Raw genomic sequence first — 23,572 nt, forward strand, 5'->3', positions numbered from 1 at the left:
ACGTTCGTCGAATGCGACAGCGGCCGGTGCGACATCTTCCGGCGTCAGCTCACCAGCCGGGATCCAGCGGCGGCTCGACCGGAGCGAAGTCGCTCACGTTCTCGAGATCGAGACTGCCCGCGCCGCCGTGCCGGAAGCAAGCGGTCGATCCGTCGGCGCGCACGGCGCACAGCACGTTATAGCCGCCTTCTGCGAACACGTACCGCGCGGGAGGGATTGGCATATCCCGACCGTCGTACCGCTTGCAGACGAGGGCATCCTGCTCGTCGATGGCACACACGGCGCCGGCCGTCGCGGTGATCGACCGATAGCGTCCCGGTGGAAACGCGGGCAGGTCCGGCCCCACGGTCAGGATGCTGACTCCATCGGCGGGTGGCCTGTGACAGGAGATGGTGCCGTCCGTCCGGAGGCCGCAGAAGATGCCGATGCTCAGCGCGAGCTCCGCGAAATCGTTGCCGGGCGGCGCCGTGGCATAATTCGACATGACGGTGCCGTCCGCTCGAACGGCGGCGTACATACCTTCCCACGCGCAGTACACGCGCGAAAATGGCCCGCCTTCCACGGGTTGGGCGCGCGTGGAGGGGCCGTCCGGCTCGCGCGGATCGTAGAGGAACATCCCGAACGCGCCGTCGGACTGGAGCGAGCAAACCCCGACGTCGCCCCACATGTTCGTCTGACGAAAAGCGACGACCTGCGAAGGGCTCTCCGGAATCGTGAATTCGGCCGCACGCAAGCGGCCATCCTCGGTGAGCCCGATGAGCCCGGACCGCGTGAGCTGGACGCGCCGGTAGATCCCGTCGGGCAGCGGCGGAGCATCGACGGCGTCGCCTGATTCCGACGATCCCCAGCAGCGATACGCGCCGTTCGCCTTGGTGACGCAGTAGCTTCCGAGGTCGTCGTCCACGGCCACCGTTCGTGCGCACACGAAGTCCGTCTCGATCCAGGCGCCATCCTCCGCGCATGTTTCGCGGCGGAAGCTCCCGTTACAGCGCGCTTCGCCGGCCGAGCACGCGCCGGAGGGGGCGTTCGGCCCGCCGCCCTGGCCGGCCGAGCCCGCCGGCGTTCCCGAGCTCGACGGATCGTCAGGCCCGGCCGCCGCCGAGCCATCGTGCTCCAGGATCGTCCTTCCGTCGCATCCCCAGGTCACCAGGAGGAGTGCGCTCGCCCATGTCCCCGCCGTTCTCTGCAAGCTCGCCATGGCCGAAGGATAACCGAAGCGTGTTTGGGCGGCGCCAGAAGAACGCGCTGAACCAGGCGCGCGATCCGTGCTGTTCGAATCCATGCTCAAGCCTTGATTCGCGCGCCGTTCGACTATTCCGATGAAGAAGGATCGAGCGACAGGCGACCCACGTGCGGAACGCGGGGGCGCGGGGGCGCCGTGCTACGATCCCCCTCGTGCCGAAGGAAAAGGCCAGGCCGGGCGAGACGCTCATCGCGCGCAACAAGCGCGCGGGCTTCGATTACGACCTCGGCGATCGGTTCGAGGCGGGGATCGTCCTCAAGGGGAGCGAGGTGAAGATGCTCCGCGCCGGCAAGGCCGACTTGACCGACTCGTTCTGCACGGTCCACAGGGGCGAGGCGTTCTTGCAAGGCGTGAGCATCGCCGCGATGGCCGCCGCCGCCTTCGGCCACCTGCCGAAGGGCGCGCGCAAGCTCCTCCTCCATCGGCGCGAGATCGAGCGCATCGACCACTCGATCGCCCGCGAGGGGATGACCGCCATCGCTACCCGGCTCTACTTCAAGGGCGGTCGGGCCAAGGTCGAGATCGCGCTGGCGAGGGGGAAGAAGACCTACGACAAGCGCGAGACCATCAAGGCGCAAGACGCCGAGCGCGAGGCGCGAGCCGTGGTGGTCCACGGACAGCGACGGTACGGAGGCGCGTGACGCAGGGCGCGCCATCTCCGGGAGCTCGTCATCCCCGCGCTCGCCGCCCTCGATCTCGCGCAGCCGTACGATCACGCGGGCGATGCGCCGCGCGGCGTCAGCGGGGGCCGCCGTGCACGGGCGCGTGCACCGAGCCGTTCAGGATGATCGACGCCCTCTCCCTCAGGTGCGGCGCGGCCGCCTGGACGGTGAAGAACGCGCCCGTAAGGTTCGTCCTGACGATGCTCTCGAACGCATCGACGCTCGTCCCGCCGAGCGGGGTCGCGCCGCTGATACCGGCGTTGGCGAACACGATATCGAGCTTGCCGAACGCCTCCGCCGCCCGCGCGGCCGCTCGCTCGATCGACGGGACGTCCTGCACATCGGCCCGGATCGCCAGGACGCCCTCGCCCAGCTCGGCCGCCGCGGCGTCGAGCGTCTCCTGGTTGCGGCCAGTGATCGCCACCTTCGCCCCCTCGGCGATGAACGCGCGCGCCGTCGCCAGCCCGATGCCGCTGTTGCCGCCGGTGATGAATGCCGTCTTTCCCTTCAGTCGCATGGTGGTCTCCAGTTCCCCTCGTTCGATACGCCGCTCGGGTCGGCGCTCCACGACGACCGGCGGTGTTGCCGGCCCACGGAGAAGAACCTAACCTGGGGCCTGCATGTCCGACATGTCAAAGATGCAACGTTTCAGGACATTCGCATCATCCCGGACAGGTGAGCCATGAGGACCATCGGGCTGATCGTTTATCCCGGCTTCTCCGCGATGAGCCTCGCGGTGACGGCCGTGTTCGAGACAGCCAACCTTCACGTGGGGACGCCGGAGTACAAGCTCACGCTGCTGTCGGAGCGGGGCGGGCCGGTGGCGACCTCGATCGGGTACGAGATCCAGACGGTGCCCTTCGGGCGCCGCGCGTTCGACACGCTGCTCGTCGGCGGCGACACCGACGGCTCGCCGGGCCCGCCGGGCGTGGCGCGCTATCTTCGCGCCGCCGCCCGGCGCACGCGCAGGATCGCCGGCGTGTGCACCGGCGCCTTCGTCCTGGCCGAGGCCGGGCTGCTGGACGGCCGGCGCGCGACCACGCACTGGTACTTCGCGCCCGGCTTGCAGCGGAAGCACCCGAGCGTCGCGGTCGACGACGATCGCATCTTCATCGTCGACGGCCCGATCTGGACGTCGGCCGGCATGAGCGCCGGGATCGACCTCGCGCTGGCGCTGGTGGAGGCGGACCTCGGCGTCGAGGTCGCCCGGATGGTGGCGAGGAAGCTCGTCGTCTATCACCGGCGCGCCGGCGGGCAGTCGCAGTTCTCGGCCTTGCTGGACCTCGACGCGAGATCGGACCGCGTCCAGACCGCGCTGACCTACGCGCGGGAGCACCTGAGCGCGGACCTGTCCGTCGAGCAGCTGGCGCGCGCCGCGCACCTGAGCCCCCGCCAGTTCAGCCGCGTGTTCCGCGAAGAGACCGGACAGTCGCCGGCCAAGGCCGTGGAGCGGCTGCGCGTCGAGGCCGCGCGGATCATGATGGAGTCCGGCCGGTTCTCGATCGACGAGGTCGCGCGCGAGAACGGCTTCGGCAACCGCGAGCGCATGCGGCGCTCGTTCGTCCGGGCCTTCGGGCAGCCGCCGCAGGCGCTCCGCCGCGCGGCCGGGCAGCTCGATGGCCGATCCTGAGCCGGCGGCGGGCGAGGCGGGCGCGAGCGCGTCACGGCGCGCGCGGCGATGACTCCGGCGCCTGGGCCCTGCGGGCGAGGGTGACGTACCGGAGGAGCAGGCTGATCGCGGACCAGAGCGCGAGCAGGGCGAGCGGCCAGGCGAGCAGGCGCGGAAAGCACACGGCGACCGCCGCGCCGCCGAGGAGCAAGAGCGCCCCGCCGAGCAGGATCGCGCCCTCGGCCGCGCCGAGGACGCGGCGGTTCGCCATCGCCGCGCCCACGGTGTTCGCGAGGCGCAAGGCGCCCGCGGCGGAGCGCCCGGTCCCGGCCCCCTGCGGGCGGCGCCTCCTGTCGTGGACCGCGCGGCGCCGCGCGTGGAGCACGATCTCGGTCGCGCCGCGGAGATCTTCCTCGTACTGCGCCTGCATGCGCCCGGCGAACTCCTCATCCTCGATCGCCACGTCGATCTCGCAGTTCTCCAGCCAGCTCGCGATATTGAGGTTGCTCGACCCCACGCGCGCCCAGCGGCCATCGGCCACCGCGGTCTTCGCGTGGAGCATCGAGCCGTTCCACTCGTAGACGCGCACGCCGGCCTCGAGCAGCGGGCGATAGCCGGCCCGCGACAGCCTGCCGATGACCGGGACGTCGCTCGTGCCCGGGACGAGCAGGCGCACGTCCACGCCGTCGCGCGCCGCAGCGGTCAGCGCCTGGACGTACGGCGCGATGCCGACGAAGTACGCGTCCGTCAGCCAGAGCGTCCGCTGCGCCAGCGCGGCGACCATCTGCTCGAGCCGGTAGAGCCCGGTGGTGCTCGGCAGCTTCGCCACGACGCGCAGGTCCACGGGGCCGACCGCCGGCGGAACCTCGGTGAGGGCGGGCAGATCGGCGGGCAGGCTCTCACCGAGGGTCGCCCAGTTGTCGGCGAACGCCTCGGCGAGCGCGCGCACCGCCGGCCCCCGCACGGCGATGCCGGTGTCGCGCCACGGCGGCACGCCCCGCGCCGCGTCGCCGAGCCACCTGCCGCTGACGCAGACGCCGGAGACGAAGCCGACCTCGGCGTCGACGACGAGCAGCTTGCGATGATCGCGCGTCACCCACCCGAACGGGCTGGTGAAGCTGAACGGGTTGTAGGTGCGGACCTCCCCGCACGCCGCGCGCAGCGGGCTCCAGAAGTGGTCCGTCGACGCGCACAGGCACCCGAACCAGTCGCGGATCACGCTGACGTGGACGCCAGCCGCGGCGCGCTCGGCGAGCGCGTCGCGGAACTCGCGCGCCAGCGCGTCGTCGTCGAAGAGGTAGTTCTCGAACAGGATCGAGGTGCGCGCGGCCCGTATCGCGGCGAGCCATGCGTCGAAGTTCGCTCGCCCGTCGATCAGCAGATCGACCCTGTTGCCGCCGATGAGCGGCGCGCCAGCGACCCGACTGAAGGTTTGCCGTGCGACGGCGCGCAGCGGCGCGTTCGTCGTGGGGATGCGCGCAGGGACGCGAGCGGCGGTCATGGCACACGTTCAATGCCAGAGTTTTCGTGCGTCGTCGCGCGCCGCGTCGACGACGGTCCCGGGGGTCGCCTGACGAGCGCGGCCCGAACGAGAATACGGCATGCTCGACCAGGCTTGAGGGTCACCGGCGAGCTGCGGCCGCGCCGACCGTCGTCGCTCCCCGTCCGCGCCCCGCGCGAGCGCGGGCGGCGGCCCCGCGGCGCGCGCGCCGCTCGGGCGGCGGCGCGCGTAGGGGATGGCGCTCGCCGTCGCCGCGCTCCTCGCGGCGTGCGGCCAGGCGGCCGAGGAGCGCGCGCCGGCCGCGTCGTCCGCCGGCGGCGGCGCGGAGGCGACCTCGGGCGCCGCCGGCGGCCGCACCGATCGGCGGCTGCGGCTCACGCGCCTCGAGGGGCTCGACGCGGACTGGGCGCAGCATCGCCGCTTCGTCTCGCCGTACCACTGGGCGCCGCAGCGCTGGGGCTACAACGCGTCGTGCGCCTGCACCCGCAGCCCGGCGCGACGAGCGTGCGCGTCGCGTTCCGGGGCGTGACGCAGCCCGGCGCCGACTCCGGCTGGCGCTGGGGCCTCGTGGCGACGGACCCGGAGCTCTCCACGCCGCGCTACAGCCCGCTGCGGCGAGGGAGCGACGGCGAGCTCGATTTCTGCGTCGACGCGGGCGAGAACGTCTATCTGATCGTGGTCGCGACGCCGACCGAATACAAGAAGATCGTCTGGACGAACCCCTCGGACGGCCCCGCGTACCCGTCGATCCATCGCTATCCGTACATGGTGCAGCTCGACGGGGCGTGGCTGGCCGGGTTCCAGGACGGCCAGCTCGAGGCGTGCCCGCAGGGCACGGCGCGGCACGCGAACGGCGGCGGGTGCGCGCCCGCGGGCACGCCGTCGAGCGTCTACGTCGGTCCTCACGCCGCGATCCTCGGCGGCGAGGTGACCGGCGACGTCCGCGTCGAGGATCATGCGACCATCGTGCGCGGCAAGATCTCCGGCGGCCGGGTCGGCGCGCTCAGCCTTGTCGGGCAAGGCGGCCCGGGCATCCAGGCGCGCGGGTTCGACGTGAGCGGCTCGGCGACGGTCCAGACCACGTTCTATCCGCTCGGCTGGTTCGTCAGCGGCCAGTCCGTCTCCGGGACGGCGCGGCTGCTCGGAGATGTCGAGTTCGTCGCCGCGTCGAAGTCGAGCGACACGTTCTACGGGTTCGTCCCCGACGACTGGCGAGGAGAATCGACGGTGACCGAGGTGACGGTCGCGCCGCCGTACACCTGGCGCCGTTGAGGCCGCGATCCCCCGTCGACCGCCGCTCCGTCGAGGCGCGCTCAGCCCTTCCAGGCGACGCGCTTCCCCGCGGCGGAGGCCTCGGCGATCGTGTCGACCAGCCGGTGGAGCTTCAGCGCGTCGCGGAACGTCGGCGCGACCGAGGTGCCCTCCGCGAGATCCTTCGCGAAGGCCGCATACAGCTGCGCGATCTGGTACGCGTCGTCGGACAGCCCGGCCCGGGGGATCCAGGACAGGCGCTCCGGCGTCGGGATCGGCTGGAGCGGCTGCCCGTCGCCGCGGGCGCCCGAGAGGCTCAGATCGTGGGACAGGACGAGATCGCCCTCGGTGCCCGTGAAGGTGCAGTTGAGGATGGGACCATTGCGCTTCGCGGTCTCGAAGTGGGCCGAGACGACCGCTCCGCCCACGAGCGTCCCTGAGAGGAGCGTCTGGTCCGGCGCCGTCACCGGCACGACCTCGCCCGTCTCGATCACCGTGGTCTCGTCGAACTGGCGGGCGACGAGGCTGGACAGGCTCTCGAGCTCGCCGACCGCGGAGAGCACCGTGTCGAGGAAGTGCGCGGCGACGATCGTGAGCACGTGGACGCCGTTCTTCGCGTCGGCCACATACGCCTCGGCGCGCGGCCGCCGCGCGCCGCCCATCGGCAGCGCGACGTGCATCGTCACCGAGCGCAGCCGGCCCACGTAGCCCTCGGCGATCAGCTCGCGCAGGTGACGCACGCTCGGCGCGAGGCGCCGCTGGAGCCCGATCGCCGTGCGGACGCCGGCGGCCTCGGCGGCCCCGGCGAGCTCGGCGGCCTCGGCGAGCGAGACGCCGAGCGGCCACTCGCACAAGATGTCCTTCTTCGCGGCGACGGCGGCGCGGACGGGCCGCGCGTGCTCGGGCGCGCGGACCGAGACGACGACGAGATCGACGTCGGGGTGCTCGATCAGCGGCTCGGCGCGGTCGAACGCGTGGCGCGCCCCGAAGCGGCGCGCGGCCTCGTCGGCGCTCGCCTGCCTCGTGGTGCTCACCGCCGCGAGCTCGTACGCGTCGCCGAGCGCCGCGAGCGCCGGCAGGTGCGTCGCCACCGCCCAGCCCCGGTCCGGGCTCGCCCCGACGACGCCCACGCGAATCTTCTTCGATCCTCGGATTCCGCTCATGGTCTCTCCTCGATGGCCCGCTCCGGCCGAACCGGAGGGCCGCTCCGCTATAACCGGAGGGTTGCTCCGGTTAAGATACGGAGGGATCCTCCGGTTTGCAATGCCCTCCGCGCGATCGACCTCGACCCCCCCGTCCGCCGGCGCGAGCGAGCCGTCTTCTGCCGGCGCGAGCGAGCCGCAGCGCCCGCTCCGCGCGGACGCGCGGCGCAACCGCGAGCGGCTCCTCGTCGCGGCCGACGAGGTGTTCACGGAGCGCGGCGCCGACGCGTCGCTGGAGGACATCGCCCGTCGCGCCAACGTCGGGATCGGCACGCTCTACCGGCATTTCCCCACGCGCGAGGCGCTGCTCGCCGCGACCGTCGAGGATCAGCTGCACGCGCTCGCGCGGAAGACGCAGGCGCTCGCGGGGTCGGCGTCGCCGGGCGACGCGCTGGCGGAGTTCATCGCGGCGTTCGTCGCGCACGCGAGCACCTACCGCGGCCTGGCGACCTCGCTCGGCGTCGCGTTCCACAGCGGCTCGCCGGCGTGCTGCGCGGCTTCCGAGGCGGCTTCCCACCTGCTCTCGCTCGCCCAGGCAGCAGGAGAGATACGGCGCGACATCGACCTGGACGACATCGTGAGCCTTGTGACGGCGATCGCGCTCGCCGCGCAGCAGCCGCCCGAGGGCCCGGCGCGCGCGCAGCGCCTCCTGGCGACCTTCCTCGCGGGGCTCCGGACGCCCTCGTCTCCGCCGCAGGCGGCTGCCTCGGCGCCGCGGGCGCGCAAGGGCGCTCCAGCGCCTGCCGCCGGCCGAGGCGGCGCCGCGGCGTCGCCGGGCAGCAGCGGTGAGCGCCGGCGCGCCGGCAGGCGGCGCTAGAGCGACAAGCCGGGCTTCGGCGCCGCTACGAGGCCGAGTCTCCGGCGGCGTACGCGCCCCATCACCCCTGGAGTCATCGCGAAGCCACCAAGGTCGCGAGCTTTTCGGGGCTCATCATCCAGTAGATGCGCTCGATGCCCTCGGCGGACGCGTCGATGGACGCGAGCGCCAGCGCGATGCCGTCCCGACGGATGAGGACGGACGGCTGGCCGTTCGTCTCCAGCCACGTGACGGTGGTGCCCGGCCAGAAACGGGTCGCGAATCCAGCGATGAGCTTCGCGACGCGCTCGCGGCCGTGCACCGGGACGCGGGCCGCCATCCGCACGCGCCCGTTGCTGTCCGTGGTCGACGCGACGTCGGCCGCGAAGAGGCGCTCGAGCGCCGAGAGATCCCCCTTCTGCGCGGCGGCGACGAAGCTCTCGAGGAGGCGCCGCTGCTGCTCGACGTCGACCGGGGCGCGACGCTCGCCAGCGAGGTGCTTCCGCGCGCGGGCGAACAGCTGGCGCACGTTCGCCTCGCCGAGATCGAGGATCCCGGCGATCTCCTCGTACGGGTAGTCGAACACCTCGCGGAGCACGTACACCGCGCGCTCCGTGGGCGAGAGCTTCTCGAGGAGCACGAGCACGGCCAGGGCGAGGCCTTCCTGCGTCTCGGCGCCGAGCTCCGCGCCGGGGCTCGTGTCGATCGGCTCGGGAAGCCAGGGCCCGACGTACGCCTCGCGGCGGACACGCGCGGACTGGGCCACGTTGATCGCCAGGCGCGTGGTGGCGGTCACCAGGAACCCCGTCGGCTCGTGCACGGTCGCCCGGTCGGTCGCCTGCCAGCGGACCCAGGTGTCCTGCACGACGTCATCCGCCTCGGCCCGGCTGCCGAGGATCCGATACGCGATGCCGAGGAGCCGGGGCCGCAGCGCGAAGAACGGGTCGGCGGCAGGCTGCGGGCCTTCGGGGACGCGGGGCGCCGTCACTTTTCTTGCTCCGACCTGTCACAAGGCGGCGGGCTGTCCGGTCCTCCCCGCAACGGAGCATCCGGTCGGGATGCGCGAACCAGGAGAATCGTCATGAAGGTCGTCGTGTTCGGGGGTAGCGGGCTCATCGGGAAGAAGCTGGTCGGGATCCTTCGCGCGAAGGGCCACGAGGTTACACCGGCATCGCCCTCCACGGGCGTCGACATCGTGAGCGGCGCCGGCGTCGCCGAGGCGGTCCGCGGCGCCGAGGTCGTCGTGGACGTGGTCAACGCGCCCTCGTTCGAGGCCGATGCGGTGATGAGCTTCTTCCAGAGGGCGGCCGGCGTGATCCTGCCCGCCGAGGCCGCCGCGGGCGTCCGCCATCACGTCGCGCTCTCCGTCGTGGGGGCCGACCGCCTGCCGACGAGCGGTTACATGCGCGCGAAGGTGGCGCAGGAGGCGGCGATCCGCGCGGCAGGGGTGCCGTACACGATCGTGCGCGCGACCCAGTTCTTCGAGTTCGTCAACGCGATCGTCGACGCCGCGACGAAGGGCGACACGGCCACGCTGACGCCTGCCCTCCTCCAGCCGATCGCGGCCGACGACGTGGCGGCTGCGCTCGCAGCCGTCGCGGAGGAGACGCCCAGGAACGGCATGATCGAGATCGCCGGCCCCGAGGCGATCGGCCTCGACGAGCTCGGCCGCCGGTGGCTCGCGGCGAAGAAGGACCCGCGCAAGGTCGTCACGGACGCCGCAGCCGGGTATTTCGGGGCGCAGCTCGACGACCGCTCGCTCACCCCCGGCCCGGCCCCGCGGCTCGGAGCCCTCCGCTTCGATGCGTGGCTCGCGCGCGTGTGAGGAACCGACCGCGGGGTCCGGCGTCACCGGCTAGCTCCGCGTGTCAGAAATCCCGCCAGAAAAACCGGTCGATGGCGAGCGGTTGACGGAAACAGCAGCAATCTTGATAGTCTCGCCTGCTTCGCCCCCGAGGGTGGCTCCGGTGTGGCCCAACGGGACGCCCTGCGCCGCCGTATCGCCCGCGGGTAAGGGTTCGTGGCATCACCGGTCCCACCGTACGGCCACGCTGCACGCGCTGGATGAGATTCAACTTCATCTCACCCCGTGCTATTTCTGAACCAGCGCATTCACTCGACGATGGGATGAGGTCAGCTTCATGAAAGTATACGTTTTCAAATCGTTGCCGCCGTTTCTTTGGGGTTACACGCGCGACATCCGTGCGATGTGGGCGCTGGAAGAGTGTGGGATCGCCTACGAGGCAGTCGGGCTCGATTGCGGGCCGAACGGTCTTCAGGACGAGGTCGATTTCGGAACGGTCTCGCCATTCAAACAAGTTCCGACGATCGACGACGACGGGTACATCTTGACGGAGTCGGGCGCGATTCTGCTTTATATTGCGGAGAAATCCGAAAAATTGATTCCTTCTGATCTGAAGGGGCGCGCGCAGGTCTATCGCTGGACAATCACGTCATTGAACAACATCGAGCCTTTTTCTCTGCCGATTCTATTTGCCGATCTTCAAGGCGACTCAAATCCCCATTTACAGGCGTTGCGCCCTTGGCATGTCGAGATACTCGGTCGCTTCTTGCCGACGATCGACCAAATGCTGCAGGCTCAGCCGTTCATCACGGGGGCTGACTTCACGGTTGCCGACATCATTCTCACGTGCGTATTGCGCGAGCTTCGTAAGACGGAGATCCTCGCCAAGTATCCGAACGTCGAAAACTATCGCCGTCGCTGCGAAGAGCGGCCCGCGTTCGTGAAAGTCCTGAACGCCTACGAAGACCGCCTCGGCATTCCCCGCGGAAGCGCGCGATGAGCGACCCGCCGACGCCAAAGCTCTCCGCGCGCTGCTCGGCGCTCCGAGGACGCCACGAGCGGCCAGCCCGGCACGGGTACACCGAATGACTGCGCGGCAAAGAGCCCCGCGGGCGTGTTTCTCTCGTATGCCCAGGAGGACGCCGAGCTGCGCGCAGAGCGCGAGGACCACCTCGCCGGCCTCCAGAAGGAAAGAAGAAGGAGGAGCCAAGCCGCAACGCGCCCGACCCTTCGCCTGTCGACACCGCCCCGCCGACTGCGGCGGCGCCGCTGCCCAGCGCGACCGCCGCGGCATCCGCGGGCGCGGTGAGCCGCCATCAGGCAATGGCGGTCGTGATGGCGCAGGCTCGAGTACGAGCGCTAGCCTGCACGTTTCTTCGTGGCCGACGGTACATCGAGCAGCCGGCCGATGGCCTCGTGGACGACTCAACTACCCTGCGGCCGTCTACTCCCAGTCGGTCGCGGCGGCGGACGTGAACGGCGACGGCAGGCCCGACCTCGCCGCCGCGAACTACCTCGACGGAGACGTGAGCCAGCGCAAGCGCCACGCGCGGCGCGGGGCATCGCTGGATCCGCCCGAACCGCGCGAGAGGAGACGGGCACCGGAACGATTGACCCAGGAACGAAGGGTCGATTAAACTCAGCACCAATGAAGAGCCTGGGGGTCTTCGAGCGCGCTGCGCGAGCGATGCAGCCGCGCTCCGTACATGGAACCGCGGGGCACGTCCTGCTCGGCCTCATCTGGGTTGCCGGCTGCGGGGCCGGCGCAGCCGTGATCCCAGGGCGCGTACTGCCGGAGAATGCAGCCGATCTCCTTCGCGCTGCGCCGGGCACCTACCAGCCGTCGCCCGCGCAGATGCAAGGTTTTTCGGGCGACGACGAGCTTGGCCAGATCCTCGAGGGCGCGGTGCCCCCTGCGGCGCACGCCAGACTGCGGCATGACCTGGCGCTCGACTGCCTCGCTGGCGCCACGGCCGAGGTGTATATCGAGGCGAACCGAGGACCGGTCAAATCGCTGAGGCAGTGGCTCGCCTGGAAGTGCGGCGTGGCCTCCGCCGTGCTCACATGGCGGGTCGATGCAGCGCGCGGGCGCGACAAGAGCGGGCGCCTCGATCGACGACTCGCCGCGTTCGCGCGCCGGTTATGGGCGCTGCATCCAGCGGCTAGCGCCTACGGTGTCGCGCGGCGGACCCGGGGGCAATGGGCAATCCAGGGCGTCGTGCTCGACAGCGGCGGGGTCGTGTTGGCCCCGACGCCGAAGCGCTTCTCCCCCGGAGACACCCTGGCCCTCGACCTGCGCGCCCCTCCCAGCCTGGTCGATCCCGCGTTCTACATCGACGCGGAAGGGGGCAAGGTGATAAGACAGAGCGTCCAGCCCGGGCCGGACGGGAAGCTCACGTTGCGTCACAAGCTGCCCATGAAGCCCGGACGCTACTTCGTCGAGCTGAACGCGGTTCAGGTCACGAGACCCGACGTGGCTCCCGACGAGCTCTGGCACCGGGCAGTCTTGCTGTTTCCCGTCTATGTCGGGGTCGCCGAGCCGGCGGCGCCCGACAGCTTCATCCTGAACCCATCGCCCAATCCGCCGGACCGCGCGACCTGGGCGGATGCGATCGTGGCCGCGTACAACGCGGAGCGGCGTCGGTTCGGCCTCGCGCCGCTCGCTCTGGACCCGGCGGTGGGGGCGATCGCGGCGAGGCGGAGCGAGTCGACCGCGCGCGCGGACGAGGTGTTGCCGCCAGACGATACCCTCGCTGCACAGCTGAAGGCGAACGGGGTATTGCCAGAGAAAACCTGGCAATCTACGGGGAGCGCTGAGTTCATCTCCGAGCACGTGGCCGTGATGCTTCGGAACCCTTCGTCGAGGTATGCTCTCCTTTCTCCCGGGGCGACCCGGATCGGGATCGGCATCACCCCCGGCGCCCCTCCTCCTGCCGAGGATCCGCCTTCCGAGGAACCGTCAGGCGAGGTGCCCAGCTGGTATGTCGAGCTGGTCGTGAACGAGAGACCGGTGCAACCAGGTGAAGCGCACCCCGTGCAACCGGTTGAATCGGCGCGACCGGCTCAATAAGCGCAACCAGCTGAGCAGCGCTCCAGCAACGATGGGATCTTGCGCCGTGCATGGCGGTGGCCAGGGAGACCAGGGACGCCTGCCGGAGCTCACGCGAGGCTTCGGCGCGCGGGCCCGTCGCGAGGGGCATACGGCCTATAGCCACGCTGCACGCGCTGGTTGACCAAGAGAACCTTACGCGATCCGCATCCTCCCCGAAAAGTGACGCTGGTTCAGCGGCTTATCGAAGAGCTCCTCGCGCCGGCGCGCGCCCCCCTCCCCCGCCTGCTCTCGTTCCGCGAGGCCGACCTCAGCCGGCGGGAACGCACGAGGTGACCTCGAAGTGCCCGCACGCGGCGAGGTCCGTGCTGCCGGAGCCGACGGAGAGATCCCACGAGAGGCCCGAGGGGGTGCCGACGAATGGCTCGACCGTGATCGTGCCCTCGACCTCATCGAGCCCGATCTTCGCGCGCGCGGTGCCCTGAGGCGTCTCGACGCCGACGGTGAAGGTGCCCGGTTGGCCGTCCCATCCCCCGATCCCCACGACGAGGACGTCCTCCAGGTTCAGTCCGGGTGACGGCGTGCAGGCCGAGACGGCGTCCGGCCAGATCTCGACGAAGAGCACCAGCCCGCCCCCTCCGCAGCTCGTCTGCGAGAAGGTCTGGCCGGGTGGAACCATCCGGCTGGGCCCTGCGTCGCCGGGCCCTGCGTCTTGGGCAGCGCCCGCGCCGCTCGAGCTGCTGCCCGAGCCACCGCTGCCCCCGGAGCCCTCGGAGCTGCCAGCCTCCGGGACAGTGGTCACGGACCCGCCGCACCCAGCGAGCGCGGCGACGAGCAGACAAGCGCGGAGACGCATCGCCACCGACATACCGACCAGGACGGGCGATCACAAGCGCGCGACGCGGCATCGCGGCCACGCCCTAATGCCAGGCGAGGCGCCGAGTCGCCGGATTGCGACGGTTCGGTACCGCGGAGCAGTCCCGTCAGGGATTGCTGACGTGCGGAGCTCGACGCGGTCGAGCTACATATCCTGGACGACCGCCGACGACCGCTTCAGCGCGCGGCTGTCGCGCAGCGGCGCGTTGCCGAACATGCGCGAATACTCGCGGCTGAACTGCGAGGCGCTCGTGTAGCCGACGCGGTACGCCGAGACCTCGGCGCCCATGCCCTCTTCGACCATCAGGCGGCGCGCCTCGAGCAGGCGCAGGCGCTTCTGGTACTGCAGCGGGCTCATCGCGGTGGCCTCCTTGAACCGCTTGAAGAACGCCGCCCGGCTCATCCCCGCGGCGCGCGCGAGCGCGTCGATATCGACGTCCTCGTCGAGCGATGACTGCAGTCGATGGACCGCCTCGGCGATGCGGTGCGCCTGGCTGCCCGCGCGCACGAGCTGGCGGATCGCCGGGCCGTCGGGGCCCTTCAGCAGGTGGAACATCAGCTCCTTCGTCACGAGCGGCGCGAGCACGGCCGCGTCGTCGGGCGTCACGAGCAGCGCGCCCAGCCGGATCGCGGCGTCGAGGATACGGTCGCTCGCCTTGCCGATGAAGATCGCGCGCCCCGGGCGCTCGACGTCGTCCGGCCGCGCGCGGTCGAGCTGCGCCGCGACCTCGCGCAGCGCGACCGCATCGAAGTCCAGCTTCAGGCACAAGAGCGGCTGCGCCGGCGACGCGCCCACGACCCGGCTCGTCACCGGCAGGTCGATCGGACTGACGACGTAGTGCGGCTCGCGCTCGCGATAGACCTGCCCCTCGAGCAGGATCTCCTTCGTGCCCTGCGGGACGATGCAGATCGACGCGCGCCAGTGCCGCTTCGCGCGCTGCTGCGGGCGCGAGACTTTGATGCAAGAAATTCCGGGCACCGGCGAGGCGTGCACGCCGTCGTCGGGGCACCACCGTGCGATGAGGTCCTTCAGCTGTTCGCGCGCGGGGATCACAAGGGCAGCCTAGCCCCGCGTAGACGATCGGGCAAGAACTGGAGACGGCCGTGTATTTCGCGCGCGCCGCGCAGGTGCCATGGTGGATCGCGAACCAAGGAGGTCTGTATGCGTATCTTCCTCACGGGAGCCAGCGGCTTCATCGGCTCTGCCATCATCCCCGAGCTCGTCCGCGCCGGCCACCGCGTGCTCGGCCTCGCGCGCTCGGACGCGTCCGCCGCGAAGCTCGCCGCCGCCGGCGTCGACGTGCACCGCGGCGATCTCACGGATCTCGATGGCCTGCGCCGCGGCGCCGCGGCCTGCGACGGGGTGATCCACTGCGCGTTCTCCCACGACGACTTCAACGATTACGCCAACAACTGCGCGAAGGACCGCGGCGCGATCGAGGCGCTCGGCGGCGCGCTCGCGGGCTCCGATCGCCCGCTCGTCATCGCCAGCGGCATTGCGCGCCTCACGCCGGGCCGCGTCGTCACCGAGGACGAGACGCCCGACGAGTCGACCGGCGGCCTGCGGGCCGCCTCCGAGCGGCTCGCCCTCTCGTTCGCGAGCCGCGGCGTGCGCGTGTCCTCGCTGCGGCTGCCGCCATCGGTCCACGGGGATGGCGACCACGGGTTCGTCCCGATGCTGATCGAGATCGCGCGCAAGACCGGGCGCTCCGGGTACATCGGTGACGGCAAAAACCGGTGGCCCGCGGTGCATCGGCTCGACGCCGCGCGGCTGTTCGTCCTCGCGCTCGAGAAGGCGCCGGCCGGCGCGCGGCTCCACGCGATCGGCGAGGAGGGGATCCCGACCCGCGACATCGCCGGCGTGATCGGCCGCAAGCTCGGCCTGCCGGTCGAGTCGGTCCCGAGGGAGAACTTCGGCTGGCTCGGCGGGTTCTTCGCGCTCGACACCCCCGCGACGAGCGCGCTCACGCAGGCGCGGCTCGGCTGGAAGCCCGAGCAGCCCGGCCTGCTCGCCGGCCTCGAGCACGGTGCCTACTTCGCGCGCGCATAGCCGTTGTCATGGCTCCAACCCGGGTTTGGAGGGCCGGCAGGCCGGTCAGCCCTTGCTCAGCGGCCGCGCGATATGAACGATCTTCTCCCGCGCGAACCTGCACGCATCGTCGTCGTCCGTGGCGGCGGGCCAGAGCAGCTCCATGTACCCGGGCGGGATCTCGAACGGCAGGGGCTTGGTGCGGAGGTGCGGCCTGACGGCGCGGATGTCGGCGGCGACGATCTCGGGCACGGTCGCCAGCATCGCGGTGCCGTCGATCAGCGCGCCCAGGTTGGAGAAGCTCGCGACGGAGCACCGGATCCTCCGCGTCTTGCCGAACGCGTCCTCCACGAAGCCGCGCAGGTCCCCGTTGTACGAGACGATGACGTGATCGTGCGCGAAGTACTCGGCCTCGGTCAGCTTGCGCAGGCGCGCGTGGCGCGGGTCGTAGAGGCAGGTGAAGCCGGTCTTTAAGAGCCGCTGCCGGCGGATGTTCGAGGGCAGATCGTCGGCGACCGTGACCGCCGCGTCGACGCCGCCCGCGAGCGCCGCGCCCACCGTGCGGAACTGCACGGGCACGGCGACGACGCGCATGCGCGGCGCCTCGCGCTCGAGCGCGCGCAAGAGCGGCGGGAGCAGCCACACCTCGGCCGTGTCGGAGAGCCCGAGGCGGAGGGTGCGCTCGCACGTCTTCGGGTCGAAGGTCGGCGGCGCCAGCGCGGCCTCGATGAGGGCGCCGAGGTGCGGCTTCAGCGCCGCGCGCAGCCGTTCGCCGCGGCCCGTCAGCGCGAGCCCGCGCCCGCTCCGCACGAAGAGCGGCGCGCCGGTCGTCGCGGTCAGGCGCCGGAGCGCGGCGCTCACCGCCGGCTGCGTCAGGTACAGCCGGCTCGCCGCCTCCGTGACGCTGCCCGCCTCGGCGACGACCGCGAAGACGCGGAGCAGGTTCAGGTCGAGGTTCTTCCCATAAACATCAGTCATATCTGGAATACATCTTATTCATTGGAGCAATGAAAGGCGAGCGCCTAGGGTAACGACATGACGACGACGAACACCACCAAGCTCGGCAAAACTGGCCCCTCCGTCTTCCCCCTCGCCCTCGGCTGCATGAGCATGGCCGGCGGCAGCGCGTACGGCGCGAGCGACGAGGCGGAGAGCATCGCGACCATCCACGCGGCGCTCGATCGGGGCGTGAACGTCCTCGACACCGGCGACTTCTACGGCATGGGCAAGAACGAGATGCTCGTCGGCCGGGCGATCAAGGACCGGCGCGACAAGGTCGTGCTCAGCGTGAAGTACGGCGGCCTGCGCGCGCCCGACGGCGCCTTCCTCGGCTTCGACGCCCGTCCGATCGCGACGAAGAGCTTCCTCGCCCATAGCCTGTCGCGCCTCGGCGTCGACTACATCGACATCTACCGGCCCGCGCGCCTGGACCCGGCGGTCCCGATCGAGGACACGATCGGCGCCATCGCCGACATGGTGAAGGCGGGCTATGTCCGCCACATCGCCCTCTCCGAGGTGGGCGTGGAGACGATCCGCCGCGCCGCGAAGGTGCACCCGATCGTGGACCTCCAGATCGAGTATGCGATCGTGAGCCGCGGCCCCGAGGCGACGATCTTCCCCGCGCTCGCCGAGCTCGGCATCGCGGTCACCGCGTACGGCGTGCTCTCGCGCGGCCTGCTGGCCGGGAGCAAGCCGGCCGGCGCGGGCGACATGCGGGCCCACCTGCCGCGCTTCTCGGGCGAGAACGGCCGGAAGAACCAGGCGCTCGTCGACGCCTTCATCCGCCTCGCCGAGAGGCGCGGCGTCACCCCCGCGCAGCTCGCGGTCGCCTGGGTCCGCGCCAAGGGCGCCGCGCAGGGCGTCACGGTGATCCCGACGATGGGCGCGCGCACGCGCAAGCAGCTCGAGGATGCCCTCGCCGGCCTCGAGATCGCGCTCTCGCCCGCCGACGTCGCCGAGCTCGAGGCCGCCGTCCCCGCGGAGCAGATCGCCGGCGACCGCTACCCCGCGCCCATGATGGCGATGCTCGACAGCGAGAAGTGACCGGCGGGCGCCCGCAGGCCGCGGCGTGGACGCGGCCTCCTCGATGGATGCATGAGCCGTCGAGACGGCGTCACCCTTCCAGGAGGGGCGGGTCTCGCCGGCGCGGGGCGGCGCCGGCGCCGCCCCGCGGGCTCACGGCGCGTCGAAGCGGTACGCGGTCGCCTGCGCCGACGCGCGCTGGCCGAAATCGTCGCAGAAGGCCGACAGGGCGCGATAGCCGCTCGTGGGCAGCATCTTCCGGAACTCGAGGTGCGTGACGAGGCAGAACGCGCAGGCCTCCAGGTAGCTGAGGTCGCGATCCCGGGGCAGCCCGGCGCGCACCGCCTCGATGTTGTCGTCGAGCCAGGCGAGCATGTTGAGCAGGCTCTTCTGCAGCTTCGCGAGCTGCGCGTCCTCCTTCGGCGTCCCCGCGAGCTGGCCCATGATCAGCGTGACCTCCGTCGCCATCGCCTGCACGACGAGCTCCTGCGCGTTCGCGGGCAGCGCCTCGGTGAGGTGCTCGGGCCAGACCACGCGCCGCTGCGCGGGCGCCCGGCGGGCGAGCTCGCGGCAGATGTTGAGCGAGCCGAGCCACGTGGTCGCCCCCGTCCGCAGGATCGGCATGCGCAGCGCGGGGTTGCCCGAATAATCCGCGGCGTCCACGGAGCGCAGATCGGGGACGACCTGGAAGGCGTAGGCGACCCCGAGCTCCGCGGCGAAGATGCGCGTGACGCGCGTGAAATGGGAGCTCGAACGGCCGACGAGCGTGGGGAGGCTGCCAGGATCGGGGGTGGGCTCGGTCACCCGCACGACGTACCACGAGCGCCGCCGCGAGGGCCAGACCGCCGAGGGATCGCCGGGGCGGCAGGTCCCTCGTGCCGTACAGGCACGCTGCACACGTCGGTCGCATAGAGGACCTCCGTCCACTTCGATCTCGCGAGAAAGCAGCGCTGAACCGAGAATCGCTCACGGATCGAGATCCGCCGCTCGCGACGTCGGGCGGACGAGGCGCCCCCCACATGGGCTGGCCCTGGACCGCGCCTGAGAGCGTCCCCCTGGGAAAAAACCGCCAGGACGCCAGGGACGCCAGGAGAGCAGAAGATTTTTCCGGCGTCCCGACCGGCTGTCCCATCCCCGCAGGCGGGCTCCGCCCGTCGACAGCACATGAATCCACGACACGGAGCGCGACTCGATAGATATTTCCAACACCCCATCTTCCTGAGGAAAGCTCGCCAGATGAACGACAACACCCCCCTGTGCGCGCACCACAGCAGGAGCTCGCGACAACCATCGATGTCCAGCATCGTGATTGCATTGCAGTGATGCCATCGAACAAACGCGCCTCATCCGCCATTGCGCATTGCATCGCGCGCGATCGCGTGCTTTCTAATCTGTTCATGAATCGGTCGAGCGGCGTTCGTCGCGCGACCATCACCATGAAGAGGTTACCTTGCTTTACTATAACACTCCGCTTCGACTGGTCTTGTGCCTGACCATCGGCCTCTCGGCGACGGCCTGCAACGGCCTCAACATCGATCCAGAGGATTGGGGCATCGGCGGCGGCGACGGCTCGGACGACGGCGACGCCGCCAGCACGACCGACAGCGCCAGCAGCTCGAGCCAGGGCGGCGGCAGCGCCACCGCCGGCTCCGGCGGCGCGGGCGGCGACGCCACCACCGGCGGCGCGGGCGGCGACGCCACCACCGCGGGCTCCGGCGGCGAGGGCGGCAGCTCCACCACCACGGCCGGCGCCGGCGGCGCGGGCGGCGCGGGCGGCGGCGCCACCACCTCGGGCGCGGGCGGCGCGCCTCCGCTGGATCCCGCCTGCGGCCCGGACACCGCGACCTTCGCCGATGTGGCGCCCATCCTGGAGCGGAGCTGCTCGAACCAGTACTGCCACGGCAACGCCGGCTCGCCGGCCGGCGGGCTCGATCTCCGCACGGCCGCGGCGGCCTCCTCGACGGTCAATCAGGACGCCGGCTCCTGCTCCCGCGAACAGGCGCTCGTCGTGCCGTTCATGCCGAGCAAGAGCTATCTCATGAACAAGCTGAAGGACGTCGGCCTGTGCAACCCTGACGAGTTCAGCATGCCCCCGGGCTCAGCCCTGCCCGACTCCGAGATCAAGACGATCAACGACTGGATCTGCGCCGGCGCCCCCGACCGCTGAGCCTCGTCCGCCCTCGCGGACCTCGCGCCGCCCCCCCCGCCGCGGCGCGCGCATCGACCGAAAGCGCCCTCCCCGCCTTCCGAAGATCGCCCCGTCCAAGGCTGACGAGCGGCCCATCAGGCCGTTTTCCGCCGCGCCCCCTGCCGCGCGCCGTATCGCGCCGCATCGCGCCGTATCGCCAACGGACGCGCGCGCGGCGAGGCCACGGCCGGGGCTCATGTGCGCTGCCGCGGTCGGAGACGCCGCCGCGGAGATGGAGATGGACGGAGCCCTCCGCCGGCTACGCCGCGCGGGCGCTCACCCGCATCGCCGCGATGGCGAATCGGCGTGGACGTCCCCCGCCTCCGCGGCACGGCGTCGCGATCCGTGCTCTTCACCTACTTTGCAGTTGTCAGTCGCCACATGTTCTGTAGCATCCGAGGCTGAGCATCTCTCCTTCGCTTGCATCTTGGACGCGCACGAGCACGACCCCCCAATCAAGGAGGATCCATGAACGCAAGGAGCATCGGGCTCTCGAGGCGCGGCTTTTGCCGTGCCCTCTCCAGGGCTGCCTTCGCCGTGACGATGATCGCCGGCGTGTCTTCAGGCCCGGAGGCCATCGCCGCTCCGTCCTACCGGCTGTTCGAGAGCGGGCAGGTCCGTCCGCTCGCGCTCTCGCCGAACGGCAAGCTGCTCTTCGCCGTCAACACCCCGGACAACCGCCTGGAGGTCTTTGCCGTCAACGCGGGCGGCCTGACCCACCGCGCCTCGATCCCCGTCGGGCTCGAGCCGGTCGCCGTCGCGGCGCGGAGCGACGAGGAGGTCTGGGTCGTCAACCACCTGTCCGACAGCGTGAGCGTGGTCCACCTCGGCCAGCTCGGGTACCGCGGCACCGTCGTGCGCACCCTGCTCGTGGGCGACGAGCCGCGCGATATCGTCTTCGCCGGGCGGAACAAGCGGCGCGCCTTCATCACCACGGCCCATCGAGGGCAGAACATCCCTCATGATCCGCAGCTCACCACGCCCGGGGTCGGCCGCGCCGACGTCTGGGTCTTCGACGCCGCGCGCCTCGGCGCCTCGCTCGGCGGCGACCCGCTCACCATCGTCACCCTATTCAGCGACACGCCCCGCGCGCTGGCGGCGACGCCCGACGGCTCCCGCGTCTACGCGGCCGCGTTCCACTCGGGCAACCGCACCACCGTCGTTCACGACTCCCTCGTTCCCGACGGGGGCGAGGAGGCCGGCGGGCTGCCCGGCCCCGCGACGAACTTCGAGGGGATCCCGAGGCCCGAGGTGGGGCTCATCGTCAAATTCGACGGCGAGCACTGGGTCGATGAGCTGAGCCGCCCCTGGGACGACAAGCTGCGGCTGTCGCTGCCGGACAAGGACGTGTTCGTCATCGACGCCAAGGCCAATCCGCCGGCGCAGCTCGCCGGCCCGAGCGGCTTCTACGCCGGCGTCGGCACCATCCTCTTCAACATGGCCGTGAACCCGGTGAGCGGGAAGGTGTATGTCAGCAACACCGAGGCGCGCAACGACCTCCGATTCGAGGGGCCGGGCATCTTCGCCGGCAGCAGCCTGCGCGGTCACCTGCACGAGAGCCGGATCACGGTGCTGAGCCCCGCCGGCGTCGCCCCGCGGCACCTCAACAAGCACATCGATTACGACGCTTGCTGCGCCCCGCTCCCGAACGACGAGAACGAGAAGAGCCTCGCGCAGCCGCTCGGCATGGCGGTGAGCGGCGACGGCAAGAGGCTGTACGTCGCCGCGTTCGGCTCCTCGAAGATCGGCGTCTACGATACCGCCGCGCTCGAGGGCGACACCTTCACGCCGAGCACGGCCGATCAGATCCCGCTCACCGGCGGCGGCCCGACCGGGATGGCGCTCGACGAGGCGCGCCGGCGCATGTACGTGATGACCCGCTTCGACAACGCGATCTCCGTGATCGACACCGCCGCGCGCGAGGAGATCGCGCACCTGCCCCTCTACAACCCGGAGCCGCCGAGCGTCGTCGCGGGGCGGCCGTTCCTCTACGACGCCCGGATGAGCTCCAGCCACGGGGACTCGTCCTGCGGGAGTTGCCATGTCTTCGGCGATCTCGACAGCCTCGCCTGGGACCTCGGCAATCCGGACGGCTCGGTGGTCAACAACCCGACGCTGGTCGTCCCGCCCATCCCCGGCGCCGGGTTCGGCGACGACGGGTTCTTCGGCGAGGACCCCGATTTCCACCCGATGAAGGGGCCGATGGTGACGCAGAGCCTGCGCGGTATGGAAAACCACGGCCCCATGCACTGGCGCGGCGACCGCACCGGCGGCAACGCCGAGCCCACGTCGCAGCCGGACGAGGGCGGCTTCGACGAGGAGGCCGCGTTCAAGAAGTTCAACCCCGCGTTCATGGATCTGCTCGGGCGGCACGCCGAGCTCGACGACCCAGAGATGCAGGCCTTCACCGACTTCATCCTCCAGGTCACCTACCCGCCCAACCCGATCCGCAACCTCGACAACTCGCTCACCCCCGCTCAGCAGAGCGGGCGCGACGCCTTCATGAACACCGTCGTCGCGCCGACGGGCTCCTGCGAGAGCTGTCACCGGCTCGACCCCGGCGGAAACCCCTCGGAGGGCGCCTTCGCCGGCTTCTTCGGGACCGACGGCCGCGCGGCGGTCTCACCGGATCCCCAGTTCTTCAAGGTCCCGCACCTCCGCAACCAGTACCAGAAGGTCGGGATGTTCGGCGCGGGCTTCACCACCGTCTCGCTCGGCCCCGATCCGTTCCTCGGCGATCAGGTGCGCGGCTTCGGCTATAACCACGATGGCGCCTTCCCGGACCTGTTCCGCTTCAACAGCGGGTTCGACCAGTTCGCGGGCAACCCCGTCGGCCTCCCGGTGACCCCCGAGAACGCCCAGCTCAAGCGGGACATCGAGCAGTTCATGCTGGCCTTCGACTCGAACCTCGCGCCGATCGTCGGGCAGCAGACGACGCTCACCGCGAGCACCTACGCCGCGGTCGAGGGGCGCATCGATCTCCTCATGGAGCGCGCGGACGCCGGCGAGTGCGATCTCATCGCGAAGGGCCGGATCGCGCACCAGGAGTTCGGGTTCCTCTACCTCGGCGGCGGCCGCTTCGCGGTCGACCGGCAGTCGCTCGGCGCGGTGCCCGACGTGCTGCTGCGGTTGCTGGTCGCCCTGCCCGGCAGCGCGCTGACCTATACCTGCGCGCCCCCCGGCTCCGGCGAGCGCATGGGGGTCGACCGCGATCTCGATGGGCACCTCGACGGCGACGAGATCTCGGCGGGCAGCGATCCGGCCGATCCCCAGAGCACGCCCTGAGGCGGCGCGCCTCCCCCTGAACGCGATCGCCGCGGCCCGGCGCGCGCGCGCAGGA

At 71.1% G+C, this 23,572-nt stretch carries 21 protein-coding genes and 1 pseudogene; 13 read left to right on the plus strand and 9 right to left on the minus strand.

Annotated elements, in window-relative coordinates; genetic code table 11:
* Positions 1-49: 49 nt before the first annotated feature.
* On the minus strand, positions 50-1,198 hold the full coding sequence (locus tag NQZ70_RS31040) for a hypothetical protein (RefSeq protein ID WP_129577450.1): 1,149 nt from the start codon (positions 1,196-1,198) through the stop codon (positions 50-52).
* A 197-nt stretch (positions 1,199-1,395) separates the two neighbouring features.
* Here NQZ70_RS31040 and smpB point away from each other — a divergent pair, with 197 nt between their 5' ends.
* Complete coding sequence (gene smpB / locus NQZ70_RS31045; protein ID WP_129577451.1) at positions 1,396-1,884, plus strand: SsrA-binding protein SmpB; 489 nt, start codon at positions 1,396-1,398, stop codon at positions 1,882-1,884.
* A gap of 127 nt (positions 1,885-2,011) precedes the next feature.
* Here smpB and NQZ70_RS31050 read toward each other — a convergent pair.
* Positions 2,012-2,422 (minus strand): annotated as a pseudogene (locus NQZ70_RS31050) (SDR family NAD(P)-dependent oxidoreductase); the annotation flags it as partial.
* Between the two features lie 165 nt (positions 2,423-2,587).
* On the opposite strand from NQZ70_RS31050, the gene NQZ70_RS31055 reads away from it, so the two are divergent.
* Complete coding sequence (locus NQZ70_RS31055) at positions 2,588-3,535, plus strand: GlxA family transcriptional regulator (RefSeq protein ID WP_129577452.1); 948 nt, start codon at positions 2,588-2,590, stop codon at positions 3,533-3,535.
* A 31-nt stretch (positions 3,536-3,566) separates the two neighbouring features.
* Here the strand turns inward: NQZ70_RS31055 and NQZ70_RS31060 are convergent, their stop codons facing one another.
* Entirely contained in the window at positions 3,567-5,015 is a 1,449-nt protein-coding gene (locus tag NQZ70_RS31060; protein WP_129577453.1) for a phosphatidylserine/phosphatidylglycerophosphate/cardiolipin synthase family protein, read from the minus strand.
* A 235-nt stretch (positions 5,016-5,250) separates the two neighbouring features.
* On the opposite strand from NQZ70_RS31060, the gene NQZ70_RS31065 reads away from it, so the two are divergent.
* Both NQZ70_RS31065 and NQZ70_RS31070 read left to right on the plus strand, forming a co-directional pair.
* Complete coding sequence (locus tag NQZ70_RS31065) at positions 5,251-5,544, plus strand: hypothetical protein (RefSeq protein ID WP_207217528.1); 294 nt, start codon at positions 5,251-5,253, stop codon at positions 5,542-5,544.
* Entirely contained in the window at positions 5,487-6,287 is an 801-nt protein-coding gene (locus NQZ70_RS31070; protein WP_207217529.1) for a DUF6055 domain-containing protein, read from the plus strand. The genes NQZ70_RS31065 and NQZ70_RS31070 overlap by 58 nt, the downstream gene beginning before the upstream one ends.
* A 41-nt stretch (positions 6,288-6,328) precedes the next feature.
* Here the strand turns inward: NQZ70_RS31070 and NQZ70_RS31075 are convergent, their stop codons facing one another.
* On the minus strand, positions 6,329-7,429 hold the full coding sequence (locus tag NQZ70_RS31075) for a Gfo/Idh/MocA family protein (RefSeq protein ID WP_129577454.1): 1,101 nt from the start codon (positions 7,427-7,429) through the stop codon (positions 6,329-6,331).
* A gap of 100 nt (positions 7,430-7,529) precedes the next feature.
* Here NQZ70_RS31075 and NQZ70_RS31080 point away from each other — a divergent pair, with 100 nt between their 5' ends.
* Positions 7,530-8,285 carry a TetR/AcrR family transcriptional regulator gene (locus NQZ70_RS31080; protein WP_129577455.1) on the plus strand — a complete coding sequence of 252 codons (756 nt, stop codon included), beginning with the start codon at positions 7,530-7,532 and terminating at the stop codon, positions 8,283-8,285.
* Positions 8,286-8,358: 73 nt separating this feature from the next.
* On the opposite strand, the gene sigJ is transcribed toward NQZ70_RS31080, so the two are convergent.
* Positions 8,359-9,252, minus strand: coding sequence for an RNA polymerase sigma factor SigJ (gene sigJ / locus NQZ70_RS31085; protein WP_129577456.1), 894 nt, complete (start codon positions 9,250-9,252; stop codon positions 8,359-8,361).
* A gap of 93 nt (positions 9,253-9,345) precedes the next feature.
* Here sigJ and NQZ70_RS31090 point away from each other — a divergent pair, with 93 nt between their 5' ends.
* From NQZ70_RS31090 to NQZ70_RS31100, 4 genes are all read left to right on the plus strand, one after another.
* Positions 9,346-10,089, plus strand: coding sequence for an SDR family oxidoreductase (locus NQZ70_RS31090; RefSeq protein ID WP_129577457.1), 744 nt, complete (start codon positions 9,346-9,348; stop codon positions 10,087-10,089).
* Between the two features lie 316 nt (positions 10,090-10,405).
* Positions 10,406-11,068 carry a glutathione S-transferase family protein gene (locus NQZ70_RS31095; protein WP_129577458.1) on the plus strand — a complete coding sequence of 221 codons (663 nt, stop codon included), beginning with the start codon at positions 10,406-10,408 and terminating at the stop codon, positions 11,066-11,068.
* A gap of 127 nt (positions 11,069-11,195) precedes the next feature.
* Complete coding sequence (locus tag NQZ70_RS53510; RefSeq protein ID WP_408022401.1) at positions 11,196-11,705, plus strand: FG-GAP repeat protein; 510 nt, start codon at positions 11,196-11,198, stop codon at positions 11,703-11,705.
* Positions 11,706-11,716: 11 nt separating this feature from the next.
* Positions 11,717-13,138, plus strand: coding sequence for a CAP domain-containing protein (locus tag NQZ70_RS31100; RefSeq protein WP_129577460.1), 1,422 nt, complete (start codon positions 11,717-11,719; stop codon positions 13,136-13,138).
* A 289-nt stretch (positions 13,139-13,427) separates the two neighbouring features.
* Here the strand turns inward: NQZ70_RS31100 and NQZ70_RS31105 are convergent, their stop codons facing one another.
* Together NQZ70_RS31105 and NQZ70_RS31110 are read right to left on the minus strand one after the other, a co-directional pair.
* Complete coding sequence (locus NQZ70_RS31105; RefSeq protein ID WP_237244205.1) at positions 13,428-13,919, minus strand: hypothetical protein; 492 nt, start codon at positions 13,917-13,919, stop codon at positions 13,428-13,430.
* 219 nt (positions 13,920-14,138) lie between these two features.
* The gene (locus tag NQZ70_RS31110) at positions 14,139-15,047 is read right to left on the minus strand and encodes an AraC family transcriptional regulator (protein ID WP_129577461.1); all 909 of its coding nucleotides are present in this window, start codon (positions 15,045-15,047) and stop codon (positions 14,139-14,141) included.
* A 108-nt stretch (positions 15,048-15,155) separates the two neighbouring features.
* On the opposite strand from NQZ70_RS31110, the gene NQZ70_RS31115 reads away from it, so the two are divergent.
* On the plus strand, positions 15,156-16,043 hold the full coding sequence (locus tag NQZ70_RS31115) for an SDR family oxidoreductase (RefSeq protein ID WP_129577462.1): 888 nt from the start codon (positions 15,156-15,158) through the stop codon (positions 16,041-16,043).
* Between the two features lie 45 nt (positions 16,044-16,088).
* Here the strand turns inward: NQZ70_RS31115 and NQZ70_RS31120 are convergent, their stop codons facing one another.
* The gene (locus NQZ70_RS31120) at positions 16,089-17,000 is read right to left on the minus strand and encodes a LysR family transcriptional regulator (protein WP_129577463.1); all 912 of its coding nucleotides are present in this window, start codon (positions 16,998-17,000) and stop codon (positions 16,089-16,091) included.
* A gap of 57 nt (positions 17,001-17,057) precedes the next feature.
* Here NQZ70_RS31120 and NQZ70_RS31125 point away from each other — a divergent pair, with 57 nt between their 5' ends.
* The gene (locus NQZ70_RS31125) at positions 17,058-18,065 is read left to right on the plus strand and encodes an aldo/keto reductase (RefSeq protein WP_129577464.1); all 1,008 of its coding nucleotides are present in this window, start codon (positions 17,058-17,060) and stop codon (positions 18,063-18,065) included.
* A gap of 132 nt (positions 18,066-18,197) precedes the next feature.
* Here the strand turns inward: NQZ70_RS31125 and NQZ70_RS31130 are convergent, their stop codons facing one another.
* Positions 18,198-18,854, minus strand: coding sequence for a glutathione S-transferase N-terminal domain-containing protein (locus NQZ70_RS31130; protein WP_129581681.1), 657 nt, complete (start codon positions 18,852-18,854; stop codon positions 18,198-18,200).
* A gap of 640 nt (positions 18,855-19,494) precedes the next feature.
* Here NQZ70_RS31130 and NQZ70_RS31135 point away from each other — a divergent pair.
* Positions 19,495-20,211, plus strand: a complete 717-nt coding sequence (locus NQZ70_RS31135) for a hypothetical protein (protein ID WP_237244206.1) — start codon at positions 19,495-19,497, stop codon at positions 20,209-20,211.
* Positions 20,212-20,700: 489 nt separating this feature from the next.
* Positions 20,701-23,517: a hypothetical protein gene (locus NQZ70_RS31140; RefSeq protein WP_207217530.1), complete on the plus strand. Its 2,817-nt coding sequence runs from the start codon at positions 20,701-20,703 to the stop codon at positions 23,515-23,517.
* Positions 23,518-23,572: the final 55 nt, after the last annotated feature.

It is taken from the genome of Sorangium sp. So ce836 (assembly GCF_028553905.1).
GTDB classification, from domain to species: Bacteria; Myxococcota_A; Polyangia; order Polyangiales; family Polyangiaceae; genus Sorangium; species Sorangium cellulosum_D.